General features: G+C 49.0%; 25 protein-coding genes. 8 read left to right on the forward strand and 17 right to left on the reverse strand.

Going from position 1 to position 21,617, the window contains the following annotated elements; all coding sequences use genetic code 11:
- Positions 1–92: 92 nt before the first annotated feature.
- Positions 93–557 carry a hypothetical protein gene (locus H6F88_RS08980; RefSeq protein WP_190642405.1) on the forward strand — a complete coding sequence of 155 codons (465 nt, stop codon included), beginning with the start codon at positions 93–95 and terminating at the stop codon, positions 555–557.
- Positions 558–663: 106 nt separating this feature from the next.
- Here the strand turns inward: H6F88_RS08980 and H6F88_RS08985 are convergent, their stop codons facing one another.
- A complete protein-coding gene (locus H6F88_RS08985; RefSeq protein ID WP_190642406.1) occupies positions 664–801 on the reverse strand; it encodes a photosystem II reaction center protein K in 138 nt (45 codons plus the stop codon).
- A 282-nt stretch (positions 802–1,083) separates the two neighbouring features.
- Here H6F88_RS08985 and malQ point away from each other — a divergent pair, with 282 nt between their 5' ends.
- Positions 1,084–2,598, forward strand: a complete 1,515-nt coding sequence (gene malQ / locus H6F88_RS08990) for a 4-alpha-glucanotransferase (RefSeq protein WP_190642407.1) — start codon at positions 1,084–1,086, stop codon at positions 2,596–2,598.
- Positions 2,599–2,650: 52 nt separating this feature from the next.
- Here malQ and H6F88_RS08995 read toward each other — a convergent pair whose 3' ends face one another.
- From H6F88_RS08995 to H6F88_RS09025, 7 genes are all read right to left on the reverse strand, one after another.
- Complete coding sequence (locus H6F88_RS08995; protein ID WP_190642408.1) at positions 2,651–3,460, reverse strand: RodZ domain-containing protein; 810 nt, start codon at positions 3,458–3,460, stop codon at positions 2,651–2,653.
- Between the two features lie 21 nt (positions 3,461–3,481).
- Positions 3,482–4,258, reverse strand: coding sequence for a pseudouridine synthase (locus H6F88_RS09000; protein ID WP_190642409.1), 777 nt, complete (start codon positions 4,256–4,258; stop codon positions 3,482–3,484).
- A gap of 113 nt (positions 4,259–4,371) precedes the next feature.
- Complete coding sequence (locus H6F88_RS09005; protein ID WP_242050468.1) at positions 4,372–5,796, reverse strand: HAMP domain-containing sensor histidine kinase; 1,425 nt, start codon at positions 5,794–5,796, stop codon at positions 4,372–4,374.
- A 68-nt stretch (positions 5,797–5,864) separates the two neighbouring features.
- Positions 5,865–6,620 (reverse strand): response regulator transcription factor, encoded by a 756-nt coding sequence (locus H6F88_RS09010; protein ID WP_190642485.1) that lies wholly within the window; start codon positions 6,618–6,620, stop codon positions 5,865–5,867.
- A gap of 141 nt (positions 6,621–6,761) precedes the next feature.
- Positions 6,762–7,076 (reverse strand): hypothetical protein, encoded by a 315-nt coding sequence (locus H6F88_RS09015; protein WP_190642410.1) that lies wholly within the window; start codon positions 7,074–7,076, stop codon positions 6,762–6,764.
- Positions 7,077–7,094: 18 nt separating this feature from the next.
- Complete coding sequence (locus H6F88_RS09020) at positions 7,095–8,156, reverse strand: ABC transporter permease (RefSeq protein WP_190642411.1); 1,062 nt, start codon at positions 8,154–8,156, stop codon at positions 7,095–7,097.
- Between the two features lie 68 nt (positions 8,157–8,224).
- Positions 8,225–8,737: an adenine phosphoribosyltransferase gene (locus H6F88_RS09025; RefSeq protein ID WP_190642412.1), complete on the reverse strand. Its 513-nt coding sequence runs from the start codon at positions 8,735–8,737 to the stop codon at positions 8,225–8,227.
- Between the two features lie 249 nt (positions 8,738–8,986).
- Between H6F88_RS09025 and H6F88_RS09030 the strand changes: the two genes are divergently transcribed.
- Complete coding sequence (locus H6F88_RS09030) at positions 8,987–9,832, forward strand: SH3 domain-containing protein (protein WP_190642413.1); 846 nt, start codon at positions 8,987–8,989, stop codon at positions 9,830–9,832.
- 18 nt (positions 9,833–9,850) lie between these two features.
- On the opposite strand, the gene corA is transcribed toward H6F88_RS09030, so the two are convergent.
- Together corA and H6F88_RS09040 are read right to left on the reverse strand one after the other, a co-directional pair.
- Positions 9,851–11,035: a magnesium/cobalt transporter CorA gene (gene corA / locus H6F88_RS09035; protein WP_190642414.1), complete on the reverse strand. Its 1,185-nt coding sequence runs from the start codon at positions 11,033–11,035 to the stop codon at positions 9,851–9,853.
- Positions 11,036–11,080: 45 nt separating this feature from the next.
- A complete protein-coding gene (locus tag H6F88_RS09040) occupies positions 11,081–11,386 on the reverse strand; it encodes a DUF3288 family protein (RefSeq protein ID WP_190642415.1) in 306 nt (101 codons plus the stop codon).
- A 232-nt stretch (positions 11,387–11,618) separates the two neighbouring features.
- On the opposite strand from H6F88_RS09040, the gene H6F88_RS09045 reads away from it, so the two are divergent.
- The 4 genes from H6F88_RS09045 to aroF all read left to right on the forward strand — a co-directional run bounded on the left by H6F88_RS09045 (position 11,619) and on the right by aroF (position 14,369).
- Positions 11,619–12,086 carry a DUF4278 domain-containing protein gene (locus tag H6F88_RS09045; RefSeq protein WP_190642416.1) on the forward strand — a complete coding sequence of 156 codons (468 nt, stop codon included), beginning with the start codon at positions 11,619–11,621 and terminating at the stop codon, positions 12,084–12,086.
- 115 nt (positions 12,087–12,201) lie between these two features.
- Complete coding sequence (rpsO, locus tag H6F88_RS09050) at positions 12,202–12,471, forward strand: 30S ribosomal protein S15 (protein WP_190642417.1); 270 nt, start codon at positions 12,202–12,204, stop codon at positions 12,469–12,471.
- A gap of 29 nt (positions 12,472–12,500) precedes the next feature.
- Positions 12,501–13,064 carry a PAM68 family protein gene (locus H6F88_RS09055; RefSeq protein ID WP_190642418.1) on the forward strand — a complete coding sequence of 188 codons (564 nt, stop codon included), beginning with the start codon at positions 12,501–12,503 and terminating at the stop codon, positions 13,062–13,064.
- 246 nt (positions 13,065–13,310) lie between these two features.
- Positions 13,311–14,369 (forward strand): 3-deoxy-7-phosphoheptulonate synthase, encoded by a 1,059-nt coding sequence (gene aroF, locus H6F88_RS09060; RefSeq protein WP_190642419.1) that lies wholly within the window; start codon positions 13,311–13,313, stop codon positions 14,367–14,369.
- 107 nt (positions 14,370–14,476) lie between these two features.
- On the opposite strand, the gene H6F88_RS09065 is transcribed toward aroF, so the two are convergent.
- From H6F88_RS09065 to H6F88_RS09075, 3 genes are all read right to left on the reverse strand, one after another.
- Entirely contained in the window at positions 14,477–15,796 is a 1,320-nt protein-coding gene (locus H6F88_RS09065; RefSeq protein ID WP_199333519.1) for a hypothetical protein, read from the reverse strand.
- A gap of 70 nt (positions 15,797–15,866) precedes the next feature.
- Positions 15,867–16,997 (reverse strand): HetZ-related protein 2, encoded by a 1,131-nt coding sequence (locus H6F88_RS09070; RefSeq protein WP_190642420.1) that lies wholly within the window; start codon positions 16,995–16,997, stop codon positions 15,867–15,869.
- Positions 16,998–17,268: 271 nt separating this feature from the next.
- The gene (locus tag H6F88_RS09075) at positions 17,269–17,547 is read right to left on the reverse strand and encodes a hypothetical protein (RefSeq protein WP_190642421.1); all 279 of its coding nucleotides are present in this window, start codon (positions 17,545–17,547) and stop codon (positions 17,269–17,271) included.
- A 190-nt stretch (positions 17,548–17,737) separates the two neighbouring features.
- On the opposite strand from H6F88_RS09075, the gene H6F88_RS09080 reads away from it, so the two are divergent.
- Positions 17,738–18,202, forward strand: coding sequence for a hypothetical protein (locus tag H6F88_RS09080; RefSeq protein WP_190642422.1), 465 nt, complete (start codon positions 17,738–17,740; stop codon positions 18,200–18,202).
- Positions 18,203–18,274: 72 nt separating this feature from the next.
- Here the strand turns inward: H6F88_RS09080 and H6F88_RS09085 are convergent, their stop codons facing one another.
- The 4 genes from H6F88_RS09085 to H6F88_RS09100 all read right to left on the reverse strand — a co-directional run bounded on the left by H6F88_RS09085 (position 18,275) and on the right by H6F88_RS09100 (position 21,555).
- Positions 18,275–18,859 carry an IS630 family transposase gene (locus H6F88_RS09085; RefSeq protein WP_190642423.1) on the reverse strand — a complete coding sequence of 195 codons (585 nt, stop codon included), beginning with the start codon at positions 18,857–18,859 and terminating at the stop codon, positions 18,275–18,277.
- 7 nt (positions 18,860–18,866) lie between these two features.
- Positions 18,867–19,304 (reverse strand): winged helix-turn-helix domain-containing protein, encoded by a 438-nt coding sequence (locus H6F88_RS09090; protein ID WP_190642424.1) that lies wholly within the window; start codon positions 19,302–19,304, stop codon positions 18,867–18,869.
- A 255-nt stretch (positions 19,305–19,559) separates the two neighbouring features.
- On the reverse strand, positions 19,560–20,048 hold the full coding sequence (locus tag H6F88_RS09095; RefSeq protein WP_190642425.1) for an ureidoglycolate lyase: 489 nt from the start codon (positions 20,046–20,048) through the stop codon (positions 19,560–19,562).
- A 79-nt stretch (positions 20,049–20,127) separates the two neighbouring features.
- A complete protein-coding gene (locus tag H6F88_RS09100) occupies positions 20,128–21,555 on the reverse strand; it encodes an NCS2 family permease (protein WP_190642426.1) in 1,428 nt (475 codons plus the stop codon).
- Positions 21,556–21,617 lie beyond the last annotated feature (62 nt).

The following is a 21,617-nucleotide window of genomic DNA, read 5'->3' on the forward strand; positions in this document are numbered from 1 at the left end:
TTGTAACAGCTTTAGAAGTTGACACGAGCCTGTAGAGTCGGACGCGGTAGAATGCAAAGGAATTGCAATGCTGCGAGGGCGCTATTTAGGCTATGACAACTACGACCACCAACTCCAACCCTTCAGACCTCTCTACGGATGATTATGTGGTGGTTGGTTTAGCCACTTGCTTCATCAAAGAAGAGGGTGAAATTCACCAGGTCAAAGTCGCGGAACCGATTCCCTCGGCAGCGCTGGAGGCAATATTGAAGGGAATTCCAACCTCCTATGAATTGGCCTGTGCTACCACTTTAGGGTCAGTGTTAGTTGAGGGTGAGCCACGGATGCTAACTAGCTTTCCGGCGGAGGCTCAGTTTTGTGATGAATTTGCTAGCCGGGCGATCGCCGCTGCCCGCACTTACAAAACTCGCCCTGTTGCAACTGAGCACATTCCTCAAGGGACAACTCGACAGGACTTCAATTTTTCCTTAGAGCGCAAACGAGTTTTGAATTCTGAGCGCATCATCAAAAGCGAGGATAATGTTAAGCAACACGCTTATACCCATCAGGTTCTTTGAACTGCATAAAATCTCATAGCTTGTATTTTGTTTAAAAGTTTGAAGCGGCTCTCACTGGTTGAGAGCCGCTTCAAACTTTTAAAGCTTAAATTTGCTTGTTTTGAAATTATCTGAAACCGACCGCAGCCTGCCAAACGAAAGCCAGCAGGAAGAAAAAGACGGGAATCACAGGCAAAACATCCACCAGGGGATCAAAAATCGCATAAGCTTCGGGTAACTTTGCCAACAGCAATGCCGCTTCCATAAATGAGCCTACCTCTTCAACACAGATTTCATAATTGCCATGTATCTTAACACAGCTACGTGAGATGTTATCAGTTCATGTCTTAAATCATTCCTCAAATAAAGCCTAAGTTTTTGGGTTAGGAAGCAGTCAAAATTTCTGTCACTTAACAGGCGCGGAATATATCTAGCGAATTAGTTTTGTAGGTAGGGCGACATGCTAAAGTCAATGCGTTAGACGGGCACCTGCCCCTGTCTAAGCAAGCATCTCAGCATTTGTCCTATTTACTTTTCATCCTTGCCCATGCCTCAAAGAGCCAGCGGTATCTTGCTTCACCCAACTTCTCTACCAAGCCGATTTGGTATTGGAGATGTGGGATCAGAAGCCTATCAGTTCGTTGATTTTCTACACAACAGCAAGCAGCAGATCTGGCAAATCCTGCCTTTGGGGCCGACCGGGCACGGTAACTCTCCTTATATGTCTTACTCGTCAATGGCGGGTAATCCAATGCTGATCAGCCTAGATTTGCTGCGAGAGCAAAATTTGCTGAGCGAGGACGATTTCGCTAATCTGCCGAAGTTTCCACTGGATCGGGTAGATTACGATTTGGTGTCTCAGGTTAAAACTCCTCTGCTGTTTCAAGCTGCAGAAAACTTCAGTGCGAATGCCTCTGCCGAGCAGCGTCAGGAATTTGATGCATTCTGCACTACACGAGGGTTTTGGCTTGACGACTATGCATTCTTCATGGCGCTGAAAGAAGCTCATGATGGCAAGGGGTGGCATCAGTGGGATGAGGCGATCGCCACTCGTCAACCTGCCGCAATAGAACAATGGCAACAACGGCTAACATCCGAAATTTTTCGCCATAAGTATTGGCAATTTGAGTTTTTCCGCCAGTGGTCCCACCTGAGACAATACGCTAACGAACGCGGCATTACCATCATCGGCGACATGCCCATCTACGTTGCCCATGATAGTGCTGACGTTTGGGCCTATCCTCAGATTTTTCATCTCGATCCTGAAACCCTAGAACCTGCTTTGATGGCAGGCGTGCCTCCCGACTACTTCAGCGCTACTGGACAGCTTTGGGGTAACCCGATTTATAACTGGGAAGCAATGCAGGAGCGGGGATTTAAGTGGTGGCTACAGCGCTTTCAGGCAATGCTAGATTATGTTGACCTGACGCGGGTTGACCACTTCCGGGGCTTTAGCGCTTATTGGGCGGTTAAGCAGGGTGAAACTACCGCGATCGACGGCGAGTGGGTTGATGCGCCAGGCGAAGAGCTTTTCCAGACGATAGAGAGAGAGTTAGGCATCCTGCCCATCCTGGCAGAAGATTTGGGGCTAATTACACCAGACGTAGAAGCACTACGGGATAAGTTTCAGTTCCCAGGGATGAAGATTCTTCAGTTTGCCTTTGGTGGTGGACCTGACAATCCCTATTTGCCATTTAATTACGGGCAAAACTATGTGGTTTACACAGGTACTCATGACAACAACACAACGGTTGGATGGTATGAGGAACTGCAGGACTACGAGCGCGAAAATCTATTTCGCTATTTAGGCTGCACGAGCTCAGGTGGAATTCACTGGGATCTGATCCGGCTGGCTATGAGTTCTGTCGGCGATCGCGCTATCTTCCCTTTGCAAGACATTTTGGGGCTTGGTTCTGATTCCCGTATGAATAGCCCTGGACAGCCTGCTGGCAACTGGGAATGGCGCTATCGGTCTGAGGCATTGTGGTCAGGATGGAGCGATCGCCTGCGGATTCTCACCGAAACCTATGGACGTGCCCCAAACCAGAAGACAACGTCATAGTGCTTTGCGTCAGTTTTAAGTGCAAGTTCTAATTGCAATAGCAGCATCGGTGTTACTGCAACGGTGCTGTTGCTGGCAAACTTGCTGAATCTTGGCTAGCAGAGAAGGTTACCTCCTCAACATTGCCTGCAGCCCCCATGCTTTCGGGTTTACTGTCGTTGTACGAAACTTGAACGCCGCCCGCGTTGCCAGCCCGCACTGTAAGCTGGCTATCTGCTGTCCAAGTGCGCTCGGTCCCTTCTGGCAAAATTCCCTGAAAGTCTGTTTGCCCGTCTACCTCAACTCGTAACCAAGACTGCTCAGTCAAAGTAACTGCGACTCGCACAGGTTTATCAGAGGCAGCAGGCGTTGTAGCTTGAGGTGCAGGGCTTGCCGTTGGAGAGGCTTCAGGGGTGGTCGTCTCAGTCGCAGGAGCTTGAATCACATTATTTGTTTCTGCGCTCACCCAGGAGGCAGAGCGGCTCATCAGGTAGGACAATCCGCTTACGGCTGCCACAATCAACAAAACATAAATCAGGTAAAGATGGATCGGACGCAGTTGAGCCGCAGGAGAATTTTTCCAGGAAGGCTGGGTTGTCCGCAATCCAGAACCCGCTGGAAAAGCATTAGCAACCTCCGCTCCACTCAACCCTAGAGCATCAGCATAGCGCTTGATAAAGCCTCGAATATAAACAGGCTCAGGTAATTGGTGTAGCTTGCCGTGTTCAATTGCGTTTAACAGACGAGCTTGAATTAGCGTTTTTGCAGCGACTTGCTCCAAAGTCAGCAGACGTTCTTCGCGAGCTTGTCTGAGGTAAGCTCCGATTTCTGATAATTTATCTGACTGATTTTGCTCTGCTTGAGAAACTATATCTTTATTCATAACTTCCATACCCTTCGATATCTAGCGACCTACCACTATTGGATTTGGCAACTCTTGCTGGAACTGACTAGCCTGAGTTTTCAGAAAACTGATTTCAGTATCTTGCAGTGGACGATACTGCCCGCTGGGCAACTGCTGAAGCTGAATGGAGCCGATCGCAACTCGATGAAGCTGGAGAACTGGAAACCCCAGTTGAGCTGCTACCCGCCGAATTTGTCGATTTCGTCCTTCTCGTAACACAATTTCCAGGAGTGTTTGAGTGTCTTTGTCTGATTCTAAGACTCTAACTTCAGCAGGCAAAGTAAGTCTGTCTGACAACATTACGCCCTTTCGCCACGCTTCTAGAGCAGACTCGGGGGGATGACCTTGAACCCAAACATGATAGGTTTTAGGCACCGAGTGCCGAGGATGGGTCAGGCAAAACGTTACAGTGCCATCATTAGTCAGTAGCAGTGCGCCTGTAGAATCTGCATCTAGCCGCCCCACTGGATACACCTTGTAATCTTGTCTCAACTGGTGAGGCAGCAGATCAAGAACAGTTTCACGGTTTTGAGGATCGTTGCAGGTCGTCACTACTCCAGCAGGTTTATGTAGCAGCAGGTAAATCAATTCTGGACGCGATTCGGGCTGGAGTAATTTACCATCTACCTCGATCCAATCGCGATTGGGATCTGCTTTCTGCCCAAGCTGAACTACGCTCCCGTTAAGCCGAACACGCCCTTCTAGGATCATCTGCTCAGCCCCCCGTCGTGAGGTGACTCCCCACTGCGCGAGAATTTTTTGCAGTCTTTCATCCATAGGTAGTGTGCCGAATGAATAGAGAACTCATTAGTTAGGTTAACAGTAAGCCGAAGCCAGCGCGATATGTACAAATATTACAGGAAGTGGAATAGATCCAGAAGCTTTGTTGCTTAAGAAGCTTTATTTTTTGAGGTTGGTTCAAGTTGGTGCCAGGGAAGGCAAACCTGTAGCCAAGCTCCTCCTGTATCTGGGTGGTTACTTGCATTCACGGTTCCAGCGTGAGCTTCTACAATCTGGCGAACAATGGCTAAACCTAGTCCGCTACTGTTTCGCTCTCCCAGATCAACCTGATCATGACCAAAGTCTTGGGCTGAGTCGGTTACCGATGTTACACTTGGAACACGGAGTGGGACATTGTGCGATCGCGACGGATCAGCGCGGTAAAATCGCTCAAATACATAAGACAGAGCATTTTCTGGAAAACCAGGGCCAGCATCAATTACTTCTAAACGAATTTGTTGATTGGCTACACACCCGTCCGGTTCGGATAAGCCCTGGCTCAGTGCTTCAATTCCTACCTGCACCCGAATTTGTTGACGAGGCGGACTGTATTTGATGCTGTTATCAAGTAGGTTGAATAAAACGCGATACATACGCGGTTCATCAAGCTGCATGAGCAGTCGATCTGGTCCAGAATAGTCTAGCCGCAAATGCTTCTTTCGAGCCAGAGGTTCAAGGTTAGCCCAGGCAGAAAAAATGAGTTCAACTAAATCAGTTGTTCTGGTTTTAAGGGAAGCCCCTGGAGTGTTCCGATCAATTTGGCCTAAGTCCAGTAGATCTTGAACTAGATTACTGAGGCGAATAGTTTCATTAATTAGCCGATCGACCCAACCTCTGAGGGGTGGCTCCAATCGAGTTTGAAGTGTCTCAGCGACGAGGCGAATTGAGGTGAGCGGTGTCTTCAACTCGTGGGCTACATCCGATGCCCAGCGATCGCGCTGCTGCACCAGAGTAACGGCTTCTTGCCGATTTTCTAGGAAGATGCCAACCTGATCGGCAGGCAAAGGTAATCCGTAACCCCGCAGCGCATAAGCTTGCTGCTGTGACAACTTGGATGGATCGGGGCTAACTGGGTAGAAAGTCCAGTCGCTTGTACAAGGATTTTTAGCTTCGCGGGTTTGCTCGATCAGGTGGTCTAATTCATAGGAGCGAACTAGCTCCAAAAGCAAACGTGGCTTTGATTGCTGGTCTGGAGCCATTGCCAGTAGTTCACGGGCTTTGACATTGCACCACAGCAATCGGTTTTCATCGTCTACTTGCAGGTAGCCAATCGGAGCTATTTGCAAGATCTGTTTATAAATTTCAACCTGCTGCTCTAATTGGCAACGGTCTCTCTGGCTGTGGGTGATTGCTAGGGCTAGCTGAGAAGTAGAGGAAAAGGCAGAGGTAGCAATATCAGTCTCTACATCTCCTAAAAGCTTCTTGAGCCGGACATTGTAGCGCGATCGCTGCCACCTCCAGAGAGCTAACCCAACTATCAATCCTAATAAGAAACACAGGACTCGCACAGCTAACTCAATTGCAAATAATTGCAAACGATTGTGGTTAAACCCACAATTAGCTTACTGCGATTTCTTAAGTAGACACTCTACATATCGTGAATCTAACCAAATCGGTAGCCAAACCCGCGCACAGTCATCAAATATTCTGGATGGCTGGGGTCAACTTCCAACTTCTCACGCAACCAGCGAATGTGGACATCCACCGTCTTGCTATCTCCCATAAAGTCTGGACCCCAGACTCGCTCAATGAGCTGTTCACGTGACCAGACCCGCCGGGGATGACTCATGAACAGCTCCAAAATCCGAAATTCTTTAGGGGAAAGACTAATTTCTTCGCCACGTACTGTGACTCGGCACTCCTGTGGATACAGAATAATGTCTTGAAACTTTAGAGTGGTTTCCTCGGGTTGGGGATGAGCATGACGATGGCGGCGAAGCAACGCTCGACAGCGAGCAATCAGTTCACGCATTCCAAACGGTTTGGTCAGATAGTCATCTGCACCAACTTCTAAGCCAACCACACGGTCGGTCTCACTACCCTTGGCGCTCAACATGAGGATAGGGACACTATTGCCTTCATGACGAATCAGACGGCAAAGGTCTAACCCATTCACGTAAGGCAGCATCAAATCTAAAATGATTAGATCTAAAGATGAAAACTCAGAGTAGCCCCCCTCTTCAGACTTACAGGCGAGATCCAAGGCGCTGCGGCCATCTTCCGCAGTCAGCACCTCATACCCTTCCTCACTCAAAGCCAAAGCAACAGTTTCACGAATTAACTCTTCATCCTCAACAACCAAGACCCGCCCTAACCTGACATCCTGTTGATGAGATCTGGTAGCTTCTAGCGTTAGCATATTCAGCATTTAAGCACTGGTATTTAGGCAGTCCAGATTGATCCTACCAAAATGCCGCCAGTCTGCTTGATCTGCAAGGGTTAATAATTCCTTTTATTCTGTTACTTGAGTTACATTTCTGCCGATACATTTTCAGAGAAATCAGGCAGTGCGCGACAGAAATTCGATTTGGGGCAGTAAGGGATCTTTGACAACGCCGATGCCAATGAATCCCCAACGTTTGAGCAGACCGTTCAACTGAGTATTTGGGATCGACTCTACAGCAAAGCGATCTGCTACTGCTGCACCGTGAGTGTTGAGATAGCTGAGCGCGTCAAAATGTTCTTGAAACATCAGCAAGTATCCGCTGTCAGATTGACTAGACTGCTCTTGAGCAGGCGGATTTGTTGGTTTAGGATGGGCAACCAGGTATTGACCATCTACCCTGGAACGAACCAGGTAAAAGACCTGTGACATAGTTTTTTTTGCAGCGTGCTAGTTAATGTCCTTGAGCTTGATGCGGGGATCAACAACTTTGAGCAGCAAATCTGCCAGCAAGTTGCCCAAGATTAGCATCACTGCACCCATCATTAGACTAGCCATGACCAGATAGAGATCTTGAGCAGTAACTGCCTGCAAGATTAACCGTCCCAAGCCAGGCCAATTAAAGTAATTTTCGGTGATGAATGCGCCACCTAGCAGACTGGCAAACTCGAAGCCCAGTAGTGTAATCAATGGGTTAATTGCGTTGCGAAGTGCATGAACATAGATCACGCGGTTTTCGGGCAACCCTTTGGCACGAGCAGTCTGAATGTAGTCTTGCCGCAGTACATCTAACAGTTCTCCTCGTGTGATGCGCTGTAGTCCAGCGAATCCAGTAATGCTCAATGCGAGGGTTGGCAAGATCAGATGCCAACCAATATCAAGGAGCTTGCCAATAGGGGAAAGGTCAGCGTGATCGATACTAGTCATGCCGCCAACTGGAAATAGAGGAGAGGTGAGCTGTGCAAAAAACAGCAGCAGCAAGCCGGTGATGATGGTTGGGAAGCCTTGTCCGATGTAGCTAATCACCCGCAGGATGCGATCGCTCCTCTTATTCTGATGCACTGCTCCTACGATCCCCAGAGGGATGGCGATCGCCCAAGTGATAATAATCGAGGCGATCGACAGCAGCAGCGTTGGCGGAATCCGCTCCCACAGGAGTGAAGAAACTGGGCGCTGATAGGCAAAGCTAATGCCAAAGTCTCCCTTAGTCACAATTTGCTTAAGCCACAGAAAATACTGCTCGATCGCGGGTCTATCTAACCCAAACTGCGCCTCTAGAGAATTGATTGTTTCCTCCGAAATCTGAGGATTTTGTCGCAGCGTGTCCAGAAAGTTTCCTGGAGCCAGTTGGATGATAAAAAAGCTCAGAGCTGAGGCCAGCAACAGCGTCAATAGAGCTTGCAGAAGCCGCTTCACAATGTAAGACGTAGTTTCGCCTGTGATGAAGCGGATGGAGCGATCGCGAAAGGCTCTAAGACGCTGCTGGGCGGGAGGAAATTTAGTGTGGGTCATGCGCTCAAGCTGACGAGGAGACGATTCAAGCAAGCTACCCAATCAGGAATTTGACCGGATAGCTGGATTTAGTACTCGACCAAGGTGACGATTGGCACGTTTGGTAGGCGATCGCGTCCACCCAAAGCCGTTAGCTCGATGATAAAACCAAAACCCACTAATTCGCAGCCAGACTGCTCGATTAACTTTGCCGTTGCAGCCGCTGTGCCACCTGTCGCGATCAGGTCATCCACAATCAGGATGCGGCTGCCGGGGTGAAAAGCATCTTGGTGTATTTCCAAGCAATCCATCCCATATTCCAGCTCATATTTCACGGAGTGTACGGCAGCAGGTAGCTTGCCGGGTTTGCGAACTGGAATGAACCCAATCCCCAGCTTGTAAGCCAATGGAGTGCCAAAGATGAACCCGCGCGACTCCATACCTACAATGTAATCGGCTGATAAATCGGCACATTTTTCTGCCAAATGATCGATGGTGTAGCGCAGCCCTTCGGGATCACGAAGCAGAGTTGTAATATCTCGAAACAAAATGCCGGGCTTAGGAAAGTCTGGAATGTCTCGAATAAGGGATTTTAGATCCATGAAGCGATGGGGATTTAAGGAAGGAATAGTCAATGTCGTAGAAATCCTACCACCTACAGCATCCTATCGGTGTTGCTAAGTGGAGAACGCTTTTAGACGTGAAATTTTGGTTTCGTTCAAAATGCTTCTCCTATTCAAGCAGAATCACCTGGTTGGACGAGCTATATACGAGCTATATAGATGAGGGCGATCGACTCAAAGGGATCATACTTTGGAACTATCCGATGTTTTGCCTGGGAAGAACACATCATGAAACCTTTTCAGTTTTTCCTGATTGCGGGAGCGATCGCCGTCTCTGCCACCGTCAGTGGCACCTCCACCGTCTCTTGGAGCAGCGCCAGCAAACCGCAGCTCAGTGTAGCTAGCTCCTCCCACATCCCAACCCAACCCTCCCTTCAAGCACAAGCGGAAGCAGTGAGTAATTCCTCTGTGACTGTAGCGTCCCGCGTCGGGTCCTATCCTCGACAAACTTTCGAGTTGGTAGATGAAGCTCAACCCGGCAGCGATTTCCATCGATTTCGTGAGCGGCTCAAGCAGGCAATTCGCGATCGCGACTCTGCCTTTATTCGCTCGATTATTCCTGCGGGAGGGCTACCGACCTTTGCAGCAACGACTTTAACTGCAGACGATCTAAACGTGGATAATCCCGATGCTCCGTTTTGGCAACAGATAGAAAGGGCGATCGCTCCAGGTTGCGTAATCTATACGTCAGCTCGCAGTCTCGAAGCGGATGCAGATTCTCAAACCTGGGTTTGCCCAAATGTGTTTGCCTCAACCTATATTGAGACGGGTGCAGAGATCTTTATTGTGGGTGAGAATGTCAATGTGCGTCAGGCAGCAAGTTCCTCTAGCCCCGTGATTGACGTTTTATCGAACGAAATTGTCAGGCATGATTCAGAGGCTTGGCAGCGGGGGATATCTGATCAAGAGCGTGCATCACTAGAAACCTTTGAGGGCTGGCGACCCATTATTACGCCTAACGGACTGCGGGGCTATGTTTCCAGTCGCTACTCCTACACTCCCTCGGGCTACCGGGCGTTGTTTGAGAAGATTGGCGGCGAATGGCAGATGACAGTGTTTTTAGAAGGAGATTAGGCAAAACTGGGGGGATGCCTAATCTTCTTTGATCCCCGAGAAGTTTTCAAACCAGCCCCGCTTCCAAAAAAAGTAGACGAGACCAGCAGCGATCGTCCCCATCAGTAGCATTGCCACTGGATAGCCCCAGTACCAGTTCAGTTCTGGCATATTCCAGGGTGATTTTTCTGTATTAAAGTTCATCCCGTATACCCCAGCAATAAAAGTGAGCGGAATGAAAATACTGGATATAACCGTCAGCAGCTTCATCACCTCGTTCATGCGGTTGCCGACTGATGAAAGGTACACGTCCATCAAACTCGCTGCCAGTTCTCGGTAAGTTTCTACCATGTCTAGCACCTGAACCGCGTGGTCATAGCAATCCCTTAGATAAATCAGCACCTCTGGGCTAATCAGGGTACTGCCATCACGAATCAGGGAGTTGATTGCGTCTCGTTGAGGCCAAATCGACCGACGTAGGGTAAGCAATTCGCGCTTTAAGGCGTAGATTTTTTCGAGTGTTTGACGAGTCGGTCTCATTACAACCTCGTCCTCTAAATCCTCAATTTGTTCGCCATAGCGCTCTAAAACGGGAAAGAATCCATCAATGATCGTGTCGAGCAGGGTGTAAGCCAGATAATCGGCTCCGTGTTTGCGAATGGTGCCTTTGCAGGTACGAATGCGATCACGCACAGGGTTGAACGTATCTAGCTCAGGCTCCTCTTGCACCGTCAACAAGTAGTGCGGCCCTAAAATAAAACTGACCTGCTCACTAACAAAACCTTTGCCATCGTCGCAGGGCATCACCATTCGGGCAACAATGACCAACTGTTGGTCATACTCTTCTACCTTTGGGCGCTGTGGCACATTGACAACATCTTCCAACACCATCGGATGAAGGCTAAACACATCCCCCAACCGCCTCAACACCTCTTCGCTGCCTAACCCTTGCACATCTACCCACGATACTGACTCGGTATCTAGATAGGGGGCAGAAGCTTCTGGTGTGGGAAGGTGAACGCGGGTTGCCTTGGTTTCGTTGTAGTCAATCAGGATGATATTGGGAATCGGGGCATCATCTTCAATGTTGAGCGTCCCTGGTGCGCTACCTGGTTCGTCGTAAAAGTAATCGACATAGGACGATTCTTCTTCATTAGACGAAGCTGAAACAGCGGGTTTGGGCGGGTTAGATTTCGAAGATTGCCACGACAGTTTACTGATCATGCTGAGTTTGTCCGAGGTGTTTTGATAAAACCAGATAGAAATGGCTTAACTCCAGTCTTCCCGCTGGCTGCCTCGCCCTTTGTAAACTTTGGCGATTTGATGAATCTGGCGAGTTTTTTCGTAGAGCGCAGTTTCGCTAAGCTGCCACTGTTCTAGCACCTTTTCCAGATCTGCCTGAATGTCGCGTGCTCCTGGAAAGCCCCGATAGCGAATGCGGAGCCGGGCAAGTTCTACCAGGTTATAGTCATTGGGTTCGCCAGCTAAAAGGCTATTGATAATGTCGCGATCGCTCTTATAAAGCGGATGCTGCTGGTCTTTGCTAGCGCTAGTAGAGTCGTTTGAAGAGGCCATAAGCTAAAAGTCAATAGGTGTGAACCTTTACAATAAGGTCTTAATCCCATACACAATCTTAAGGCTGTAGATTTTATTTAATGCTTTGATGCCGATTTTTTCGGAAGACTGGCGATCGCCAAGGGTGCAGTAACAGCTCGACCTCAAGCCAAATGTGAGCAATCCCAAACAAACCGTTGTACTTTAATAAAGTGACTCGTTATACTACGGTGCAACATAGAGGGTTGAGCAAATGTCCTTGCTATTCCTTGTTCCACTGACAGTTACTTTGGGATCAGGCTGTGTATTCAAGGCTGCCAAAGATACCTCCACAGAAACTGCGACCGTTGCATTTGCAGTTGGATTGGTTGGTCTGGCTTTCACGCTGATTTTGTCGCCCTGGGAAGTGCAGCTTCCGTTAGTCGTGCTGCTTTTGGCTAACGTCAAATGGGCGGCTATCCTAGACTTCTTGTTTTTCCGTCGTGAAGATGTGGCTCCTGCCAGTAGAGCTAGGGATGGCAGTAATGCTGTAGCATCCACTATTTCGACTTCAGCTGTAGAAACTATTTCAACGATAAAGACGGATGCAGAGCAGAATCCAGCCGAGAAAGTTGTTTTAGGGAAATATCGTGGGGCTGTTTGTGAACTGGGTCAGCCAGTAGAGCGATCGCCTCATCAACCTACGGTAGAGCTTCAATATCGAGGAGCCAAAGTCCGCTGAGGCGACTGAAGTTAAAAATCAGGCGTTCTCTAGTTTTGGGCGCTAACGATTGTAGCGAAAGGCTGTGATAACATGGTTGATTGTATCTGTATTAAAGAGACGGCTTAACCTAATCATGGCACTGCTGCAAGAGCGCAAACACGAAATCATCAACGAGTACCAAATTCACGAAACCGACACCGGATCGGCAGACGTTCAGGTGGCAATGCTAACTGAGCGCATTAACAAACTCAGCGCCCACCTCAAAATCAACAAGAAAGACCATGCCTCTCGTCGGGGCTTGCTAAAGATGATCGGTCAGCGTAAGCGCTTACTTGCCTACATTCTGAAGCAAGACCAGGGACGCTATCGGGCTTTGATTACCCGCCTCGGAATTCGTGGATAGCGCGGACTAAAACCTGATAGGAAGAGTGCATGTCTCCTGAACCCCAACCTGATGCTCAATCAGATTCTAAAGATGCTGCGAATGCCGTAAACCGCGAGCGCTTACCCTTCGAGCCGACCAAGAGCCGCAAAAAGCCTGAAAAGAAAACTCCGACAGCACCGGTCAAACCAGAAAGAAAATCTGACTCTAAAAAGTCAGACGCTAAGTCGGAGGCTAAAAAGGTGGCTGCTAAAGCAGTGAAGAGCGATCGCTCGGGTCAAAACACTGCAGCTAGTATGTCCATTCCAGATGCAGTCAGTCGGCGAATGGTACGGCGAATGGCACTATTTTGCGGCATTCCATCTGCGTTGGGGATCTCAACATTTTTTGTCAGCTACTTCGTCATCACTCACGACCTAGTTGCGTTGCCCAATGCAGCCGTTGTGCTGGTCAGCATGGGCTTCTTTGGATTAGGTGTGGTTGGGCTAAGCTACGGTGTACTCTCTGCATCGTGGGATGAAGCTGCTGCGGGTAGCGCCCTCGGCTGGTCAGAATTTACAACCAATCTAGGAAGAATGACTGAAGCGTGGCGCTCAGCTGGAAAGAAACCCTAATCGGTATTCTGATTGTGCGGATGCACTTTGATCCCGTTTGCACCAGAGCAATCTCGCCACGAATGCTTCTGCAGTACGTTCTGATTTAACGTAAATTTGTTCCAATTCATTGAGATTCATCAATAGAATTAAGCCATACGTAGCCTAGAGCTAGCTCAGACGTAAAATATCGAAGGCTGAGCTAATCATCTAGCCAAAGGATTTTTGCAAGCTGTTAACCGATAACTCACGTTAAGGACTTTTGACATGATTGTGGTCATGAAGATCGGCACTCCTGAAGCCGAGATATCCCGGCTAGCTGAAGAGCTACAGACCTGGGGACTGTCGCCCGAAAAGATTGTTGGCAAGCACAAAACTGTAATTGGGCTGGTCGGCGACACAGTTGACTTAGACCCACTGCAACTCCAGGAAATGAGTGACTGGATTGAGCAAGTTTTGAGGGTAGAAAAGCCGTTTAAGCGAGTCAGCCGTGAATATCGTCATGGCGAAGCTAGCACCGTTATTGTGTCTACGCCTAATGGACCTGTGGCTTTTGGCGAACACTCCCCGATCGCTATTGTGGCTGGACCTTGCTCGGTTGAGAACGAAACGATGATCGTTGAGACGGCTCGGAGAGTCAAGGCGGCAGGGGCACAGTTTTTGCGGGGTGGTGCTTACAAGCCTCGTACTTCACCCTACGCTTTTCAGGGACACGGTGAAAGCGCATTGGGTTTGCTAGCAGCTGCCCGTGATGCAAGTGGTCTGGGCATCATCACTGAGGTAATGGATACTGCCGATTTAGATAAAGTGGCAGAAATCGCTGATGTGGTGCAAGTGGGTGCCCGAAATATGCAAAACTTCTCGCTACTCAAGAAAGTTGGCGCACAAGATAAACCCGTACTGCTGAAGCGGGGAATGTCTGCCACGATCGAAGAGTGGCTGATGGCAGCAGAATACATTTTGGCGGCAGGAAACCCCAATGTGATCTTGTGTGAGCGGGGAATTCGCACGTTCGATCGCCAATATGCTCGCAACACTCTAGATTTATCGGTAATCCCTGTACTGCGATCGCTGACTCACTTGCCGATCATGATTGATCCAAGCCACGGCACTGGCAGAGCGGAGTATGTGCCCTCAATGGCAATGGCTGCGATCGCGGCTGGCACTGATTCCTTAATGATTGAAGTTCACCCGAACCCTGCAAAGGCTCTGTCAGATGGGCCTCAATCCTTGACTCCAGATCGATTCGATCGTCTGGTTCAAGAACTATCCGTGATTGGGAAAGCGGTTGATCGTTGGCCCTTATCTCTTGCAGCTCTGGCATAAGCTACCTATCTGAAAACGCTACATAAAGAAGGAGTCAGGATTTTATCCTGACTCCTTCTCTGTAATAGTCACAGCGGTAATAGAAATATTGCACTATAGTCTCTTACCTAAAATTTTGGGTCGTTCTCATCTTTAGGCTCGTCCGATCCTTTCTCAACTTGCAGTTGCTCTAGCTCTGCTTCGATGCAGTGCAGTAGTTGATTGAGGGCCGGCAATGCTTCTAGTCGATCGGCTGAGAAACTAGAGCTAGTACGGGCGCGATCGCGAATTTCATTCACCTTAAGCTGAAGCTGTTTGGCAATACCCAAAGCATCTCGTCCTAGATTTGTCAGCTGCTGCTGTTGGTAAAACTTGAGCGCGGCTCCCCGCAACACCTGTAATGTTGCCTCTTCGCCATGAGCCGTAGGCATCACCCGAAACCGCAACAGCAGTCGTGTTTGTTGATAAAACCGTTCAATCTCAGCTTGCTTTGGCTTGTCAACAGTAATTAAAGGAAGCTGAGTCATTTGCTTCAACTCGCTGATTACACCCTGGAAAGTCGTTACGTCCAGCTTGTCAATCACCGATTGCAAAACCCCGTCCTGGCTCCAGAGAATTCGCCCATGCTGCTGCTGTCGTTCAAAATAGAGCCGCCCAATTCCACCAAACAAAATGCGCCCGAGCAATTCTTGCAGCAGTTCTTTGGATTGCAGGGTTGCTAGGACTTCTACTGGGCTAGAAAGGTATTTAGCCTGTACATCTAGCGTAGGCAAGGAATTGAGCAGAGGAACTGAAGCTGGAGAATGTTCTTGCTCAGGCTGTTCTGGTTCGGGTAGTGCCAGGAGCGTGTTTTGTGGATCGGGCTGCGCTAAGGGCTGCACTCCAGCATCCTGGGGGGGCACAAAGGGAATTTCTGGCGGGGGCGAAGGGGTCGCGTGAGAATTTCCTCGCTCGTGAATGTCGGTTAAGTTTAAGCTCTCTGGGCTGTCTACCACAAGCGTTGCTTGCAGGTTGCGATTGACCGGCGGTTTAGATCGGGGGCGACCAGAGTCTCTTCGTCCAACGACGGGAGAGCGTCCTGGTTGAGTCGTGGGACGGTGGCTACCTGCGTGGCTCAGATGGGCAGATAAAACAGCCTGGAGTGCCTCAGAAGAGATGCGGCGGGGCACTAGAGTATAGTTCAGGTAGGAAATAATTCGCCGAACATAGTCAGACGCGGCAGTGTCTTCAGGGCTGACCATGCCCAGGTTAAGGTGACTTCCTTCTAAAAATAGAGGAAGAACCTGGTAATAGAGACAAGCTTCAAATGGTAGAACGCCATCGATGAGGATGAACATCTGTTCGATATTCAACTGCTCTACCCAATCTTCTTTGAACTGGTCTAGAACGGACTGGTAAACAGGATTGACGCGCTTTGGCTCAATGCGATCGCTCAGGGGAAACGCCATAGGAACAGGTTCCGCAATGCTTTGGATGGTGAGAGTGAGCTAATCCTGAAATGCACCCTGGCAACGGAGATTAGGAGGCGCTCCGCAACGCCTGAGCAGCTAAGTAAAGTTTAATCCATTCGCCCATGATTTGATTGGTTTTCTGATCGAGGTCTTGGGCGATCGCTTCAACGGTTTTACCGGCTTTCAGGGCATTTAACAACTGCTGTTGATCGAGGGTGAGGCTATGCCAAAATTGCTGCCACTGGTCAGGAGTTAGCCCCAAGCTATGTTCTTGTAGGGACGTTCCTAGCCAGGTGGTCACCAGGTCAGGGTGCTTTTTCAGAGCAAAAACTCGAATTGCATGATAGCTAATCTTTTCGCGCAGGCGATAAACCTGCTTGATCGGCAAATTCAGGTCTTTGGCGATCGCTTCTTGCGATCGCCCCTGTAGATGCAGATGTAGCCACCGTGCTGCAACGGGATCAACTTGCTCCTCTAGATAAGTCGCAAACTCCTGGCTGACGGCAGACCGGAGCATCTGTTGTTCTTCCCAGGCTTGATTGTCCTGGTGTTGGGAAATCGCCTCTGAATCGAGTAAGCTCACCGGGTTGTCGGCGTCATCGGGCGTAATTTCCTCAGACACTAGTCGCACCAAATCACCAGCCGGAACCTGCGTCATGCCGCCCCGCTGCGATCGCCGCAAATAGTTAACAAATCGATAAACTAGCAAGGGCTGATTGCGAATAGGGCGTAAGCAATATTCTTCGATGCTGGCTAACATCAGAGCATTTCGCAAACGAGGATTGGTGGCGCATTGACCAATCCATAACATTTGCTGACGCATATAGCGGTCGTTCTGAATTAGCTCTTGAATCACTTCTTGCAGCACATCCATCACGCTGCGGTGGCGATCGCGAGACAACGCAACCCAAGTGCGAATTTTGCTGCGGATCAGGAACAGGCTGCCTAACCGCTGAATCAATTTACGGTAGGCTTGCTCTGGATGCGCTCCTAGATATCGCTGCTGCAAAATCCGATAGCGGTAGTCAATCGCCTGCTGAGCGATCGCAAGCTGTTCCGGGGAAAGCTCGTTAAACCGATCGGGGTCTTCCCCCAATAGCCAGTTGAGGATACTCTCCTGAGCTACGGACGGTTGATCTGGAGAGTCTGTTTTGAGGCGCGATCGCCACTCTTGCCGGAGATCCTCAACCACTGTCATGGAACAATAATCCTTCAACGTATCACTTCATCAATGGGTTTGCTTCATCAGTGGGTTTGAAGTAGCCTAATGTATCGCCGCTAAATAAATCCCCCTGAGCTACTGAATGTAGGGTCAGTGCAGGGTCTTACATTTTATACCAAGTAGATCCACCCGCCGATCAGGAAGACATTAGGCTGACTAAAATCGACCCTACCTGAATCTGTCCCCCAATATTAGTCTGAAGGCGAGGCCCAAAGCACTCACCCGCTTGGGTCATCCGCCCAACACTTTACCGGTCCGAATCAGCTTCGTCTGTTTCTTGAATTGCAGACACAAGCTGCTGCAAGGCTTGTGTTAATTGGTCTAATTTTTCCAAAGCCGTATCTTGATTCTCAGCCAGGGTTTGCACCGCATCACTCAACGCAAAAATTTGATAGCCCTGCTGCTGAACCTGAGTTGCCAGAGCGTCTACGCGATCGGATAGACGATCTACCGTCTCAGTCGTTGCTAAAACAGCTTCCCCGATCTGCTGCACAATTGATTCCAGGCGATTTAGCTTGACTTCCACTCCTCAACAACCTTTTTGTCCAAATTGATTTACGTTTAAGCCTACTCTATTGCACCCGGATCTGGTCAAAGTTGTTGTTGTCTTGCCAACCTCTCTTTAATTTAAAGACACCGATCTTGAGATAGATTGTCTATATCTTTAGGAAAAGATTACATTTAGTTCATCAAGTCTTACAGAGTGCTAAGGGCGAATGGATGTGCTACGAAATTTCTCAGGGGTAGAGCAGCATCACGAATCTCAAGGAAGCTGTGGCGTCGAAAATAGCCAACCGAACTTGGCTCCCCGTTTTACAACGTTTAGGAATATTCCTCCTGAACGGGTAGGATTAAACGGAGAATACGACCATGGTGGTTTAGCGAAAAGAGTGTCTTTGAGATTCAGCCAGAGTTTTGAAGCAACCGAAATCGAAAACCTGCGAATTATTCAGCGGGGAGCAGTAGTTGTGCTGCTAGGGAAAATTCCTAATCGACGGCTGCTCACTCAAATGATTGCTATTGCTTTGGGGACAAGTGGCGCAGTGGATGTAGAAATCAATGGCATCAGCGTCGTTCAGTCTTATAAGCCCAATTTCAGAGCAAACCTTGGAGACTCGATGGAGTCAAGTGCGGGATCAAGGCGCGATCGCCACAGCAATAAGTCTTTTCAGACTTGTTAGACCTGGAAACACACTCGAAATATTTCTTTAAATTGTTCAATTTCCCAGATTATTTGTAGTGCTACAGTCAGCCTAGATAGGAGATGAACAATAGCCGTACATAAACGCTTTGGCAAAAGCAAAGGTTTGACAATGGGTGACTAATTGAAATAGAAGCTTGAGCGACCTAAATCTTCTACAGAGCCGAGCATACTTGCGAATAAACTGCTTGGCTTGTAACCAAACATCCTCAACTGGATTGTGCTCAGGTGCATTAGGAGCCAACCGAATACAGGTGATTCTCCATGCCCGCGCCGATAAGCCACCATTGATGTGCCCTAGAAATTCCTGCACAACCTTTGAGCGGTGGTAGCTCACCCCATCCCCAATAATCACCAGGCGAGTGTCCTCTGGGTACAAGGACTGGAGATACTGCAAGAATGCAATGGTATTGTCCTGGTTGCCTGCACCATACGCCTTGACGACAAACTGCTTAGTGAGATAATCCAGTGCACCATAATAGGTTTGCCGTTGCTTAGTAGACTTGATTTCGACATCTACCCGTTGCTTGCGCCGACTCCACCCATAGCCACTCATATCACCCCACAACAGGTGGCATTCATCGAGAAACAAAACTCTTACCTGCCCGCAAGCGATCTCAGCTTGATGCGCTGCCAACAACTCTTCAAGTTCTCTTTTTTTCCTGGATCAGGGCTGCATCCTTGTCGGGATGGGCAGGTTGTGCCTTCTTCCAACTAAAGCCCGCTGCTTTGAGCAGAGCATAGTAGCTCTGCAGCGATTGGTAGACCACCCCATACTCATCCTCAATCTGGTCAATCACCTCCTCCAGTGTCCAAGCATCCTGCCCATCGAGCCACTCGAACAACGACTGCTTCTGCTCGGCATCGAGATAGCCCTCAGTACCCCAGTAGTTGGAGCGCAATCCCGCTACTCCTGAGCGTTTATAGCTTTGGCGACTGGCAGTGATAAAGCCAATCGACACTTGCAGAATATCGCGAATTTGTCGATAACTCTGTCCGCTCTGACTCATCTGCACAGCAAGAGCACGTTTGAGTTCCTTTGAAGGGGGGTTACTTTGAATAAACTGTTCGAGCGTTTCCATCAGCTAAGGGGGGAGAATTTGGGGCACACCCTCACCCTATCATCTGTTCACATCCTACTTAGGCTGGCTGTAGTTGCTTACTTCCTTCCCGATTAAAGATTAGGTACTAAAAGATCAGGGAGGTACCCCTGCGTCGCAGGGGTGCCTCCCTGATCTTTTAGTGGGACAAGAAGTAGTGGGACAAGGAGTAAATTAAGACGAAAGCAGGGAGGTAAAGCCAAACCTTGGCTCCCTGCTTTTATAGATGTAAACCTTTTAAGTGATCTCAAACACTAATCCAAAGCGGTTTTGTAAGTTGCAGGTTTGGTGATCTGTTACGTTTGTGTCACTTAGCTCCAGGTTGTAAAAATCTACCCACTCATGGTCAAAATACGGTCCAGCGTGCCAGGTCCCGACTTCTAGCTTGATAAAACAGTTACTAGGAATGCGGAAAGCAGCAAGGTCATTGAGTGAGGGTTCTGCTGCTTCACTGGGTGGCGCGACTACAATCAACCAATCCTTGCCCTCTAGAGAGCCAAGACACTGAGTACAGCGAACGTGTCTGGTAATTTGAGAAAATCTGCGCCCCTTTTGCTGAAGTCGCATGATGTAAAAGCGTGGCATACCCTGGTCAAGACTTAGACGAGCATCTTCTTGGTCACAGGGCTTGCCATCCTCGCTAGCAAAAATGACCTGTCCGTAAGCTTGAAAGCTTTCAGCGGTAATTTGCTGGGCAGGAAGGTGTTGGACTGAGGTGGATTGCATGAGGGGCGCTAGGGTTCAGGGGTTAGTGATTGTTCTGGTTTCCAAGCTGGACTAGGAAGCAGGGTGATACGCTTTTCTTTTACGCTATCCCAAGACCTAATAGGATAAAGCGCAGCACAAAGACGGCTGCCAAGATCCAAATAGCAAAATTGATTTCGTGAGCTTTGCCCTGGAAGGCTTTGATGAGTGGGTAGGTGATGAAGCCAACGGCTAATCCTTCGGCGATCGAATAGGTCAGCGGCATGAAGATGATGGTCAGAAACGAGGGAATGGACTCTGCCGGATCTGACCATTTGATACCCGATACGTTACCCACCATGAGCACTCCGACGATGACTAGAGCAGAGGTGGTCGCAAAGCCTGGAATGGCAGAGAACAAAGGAACAAAGAAGATGGCGAGTAAAAAAAATCCGGCGGTTATAACAGCAGTAAACCCAGACCTGCCGCCCTCAGAAATGCCAGCCGCCGACTCGATATAAGTTGTAACGGTGCAAGTACCGAAAATCGCGCCTGAAGTCGTGCCGACTGCATCTGCCATGAAAGCCTTCCCTGCTCTGGGCAATTCGCCCCGTTCGTTGATCAGTCCTGCCTGAAGTCCGACCCCTGAGAGGGTGCCAACGGTGTCAAACAGATCTACAAACAGGAAGATGAAGGTGACTGCTAAAAAGTTTGTCAGGTTTGTGCTGTTGATTTGTCCAAGTCCAACAAAGGCTTGACCAACTAGATGCACAGGAAACTGAGGCAATGCCACGATGCCGCTGGGCGGGGGTGAAATCTGAAGAATCCAGCTTAAGGCGGCAGTAGCGAGAATGCCCCAAAGCAAAGCACCTTTGATTCGACGAGCAATGAAGGCAGAGGTGATCACAATGCCGAAGATGGCCATCAAAGTTTGAGGTTGTCCTAAATCTCCTAAAGCAGTTTTGGTCGCTTCATTAGCAACAATGATTCCGGCTCCACCAACTGCTGGATCGCCTGATAGCCCAACGTAGGCAATGAACAAACCGATGCCGACAGCCGTGGCGTGTTTAAGGCATTCAGGGATCGCTGTAATAATTTGACTGCGAATGTTGGAGATTGTCATTGCGATGAAGATGAGTCCTTCAATCAGAATGGCTGCCAAGGCAGTTTGCCAGCTGATCCCCAAATCCAGCACGACTGAGAAGGCAAAGAAAGCATTCAATCCCATGCCAGGTGCCAGAGCAAAGGGATAGTTTGCTAATAAACCCATGGTTAGGGTAGCGATCGCCGATGCAATTGCCGTTGCAATCACCAGTTCCCCAAACAGATCACCAGCTTCCTGTAAGAAGATGGCGTTAGAAAGGATGTCAGGATTTACCACCAGAATGTAAGCCATCGTGACGAAGGTGGTGATCCCGGCGATGACTTCAGTTCTTAGGTTGGTTCCCAGTTCGGCAAATTTGAAGAAGCGGGCGATCACCCCTGTGTCCTCAGGCGGTTGTGACCCAGGGGAAGAGTTTGGTTCAAGTTCAGTAGATCCACTACTCATACGGCAATTTTGGATTTTAGGTTTTGAAGGAATTTCTGGTGGGCGATCGCACTTAACTATCG

It is taken from the genome of Oculatella sp. FACHB-28, from assembly GCF_014696015.1.
Classification (GTDB): Bacteria; Cyanobacteriota; Cyanobacteriia; order Elainellales; family Elainellaceae; genus JAAUTN01.

What these genes read in the sequence shown, in the direction of transcription:
- H6F88_RS08980 (WP_190642405.1), top strand. Translation starts at nt 93, where the DNA reads ATGACAACTACGACCACCAACTCCAACCCTTCAGACCTCTCTACGGAT.
- H6F88_RS09040 (WP_190642415.1), bottom strand. Translation starts at nt 11,386, where the DNA reads ATGGCCTCTTCAAACGACTCTACTAGCGCTAGCAAAGACCAGCAGCAT.
- H6F88_RS09080 (WP_190642422.1), top strand. Translation starts at nt 17,738, where the DNA reads ATGGATGTGCTACGAAATTTCTCAGGGGTAGAGCAGCATCACGAATCT.
- H6F88_RS08995 (WP_190642408.1), bottom strand. Translation starts at nt 3,460, where the DNA reads ATGAATAAAGATATAGTTTCTCAAGCAGAGCAAAATCAGTCAGATAAA.
- malQ (WP_190642407.1), top strand. Translation starts at nt 1,084, where the DNA reads ATGCCTCAAAGAGCCAGCGGTATCTTGCTTCACCCAACTTCTCTACCA.
- H6F88_RS09000 (WP_190642409.1), bottom strand. Translation starts at nt 4,258, where the DNA reads ATGGATGAAAGACTGCAAAAAATTCTCGCGCAGTGGGGAGTCACCTCA.
- H6F88_RS09010 (WP_190642485.1), bottom strand. Translation starts at nt 6,620, where the DNA reads ATGCTAACGCTAGAAGCTACCAGATCTCATCAACAGGATGTCAGGTTA.
- H6F88_RS09015 (WP_190642410.1), bottom strand. Translation starts at nt 7,076, where the DNA reads ATGTCACAGGTCTTTTACCTGGTTCGTTCCAGGGTAGATGGTCAATAC.
- H6F88_RS09045 (WP_190642416.1), top strand. Translation starts at nt 11,619, where the DNA reads ATGTCCTTGCTATTCCTTGTTCCACTGACAGTTACTTTGGGATCAGGC.
- H6F88_RS09100 (WP_190642426.1), bottom strand. Translation starts at nt 21,555, where the DNA reads ATGAGTAGTGGATCTACTGAACTTGAACCAAACTCTTCCCCTGGGTCA.
- corA (WP_190642414.1), bottom strand. Translation starts at nt 11,035, where the DNA reads ATGATCAGTAAACTGTCGTGGCAATCTTCGAAATCTAACCCGCCCAAA.
- H6F88_RS09095 (WP_190642425.1), bottom strand. Translation starts at nt 20,048, where the DNA reads ATGCAATCCACCTCAGTCCAACACCTTCCTGCCCAGCAAATTACCGCT.
- H6F88_RS09030 (WP_190642413.1), top strand. Translation starts at nt 8,987, where the DNA reads ATGAAACCTTTTCAGTTTTTCCTGATTGCGGGAGCGATCGCCGTCTCT.
- aroF (WP_190642419.1), top strand. Translation starts at nt 13,311, where the DNA reads ATGATTGTGGTCATGAAGATCGGCACTCCTGAAGCCGAGATATCCCGG.
- H6F88_RS09025 (WP_190642412.1), bottom strand. Translation starts at nt 8,737, where the DNA reads ATGGATCTAAAATCCCTTATTCGAGACATTCCAGACTTTCCTAAGCCC.
- rpsO (WP_190642417.1), top strand. Translation starts at nt 12,202, where the DNA reads ATGGCACTGCTGCAAGAGCGCAAACACGAAATCATCAACGAGTACCAA.
- H6F88_RS09090 (WP_190642424.1), bottom strand. Translation starts at nt 19,304, where the DNA reads ATGGAAACGCTCGAACAGTTTATTCAAAGTAACCCCCCTTCAAAGGAA.
- H6F88_RS09070 (WP_190642420.1), bottom strand. Translation starts at nt 16,997, where the DNA reads ATGACAGTGGTTGAGGATCTCCGGCAAGAGTGGCGATCGCGCCTCAAA.
- H6F88_RS09055 (WP_190642418.1), top strand. Translation starts at nt 12,501, where the DNA reads ATGTCTCCTGAACCCCAACCTGATGCTCAATCAGATTCTAAAGATGCT.
- H6F88_RS08985 (WP_190642406.1), bottom strand. Translation starts at nt 801, where the DNA reads ATGGAAGCGGCATTGCTGTTGGCAAAGTTACCCGAAGCTTATGCGATT.
- H6F88_RS09065 (WP_199333519.1), bottom strand. Translation starts at nt 15,796, where the DNA reads ATGGCGTTTCCCCTGAGCGATCGCATTGAGCCAAAGCGCGTCAATCCT.
- H6F88_RS09020 (WP_190642411.1), bottom strand. Translation starts at nt 8,156, where the DNA reads ATGACCCACACTAAATTTCCTCCCGCCCAGCAGCGTCTTAGAGCCTTT.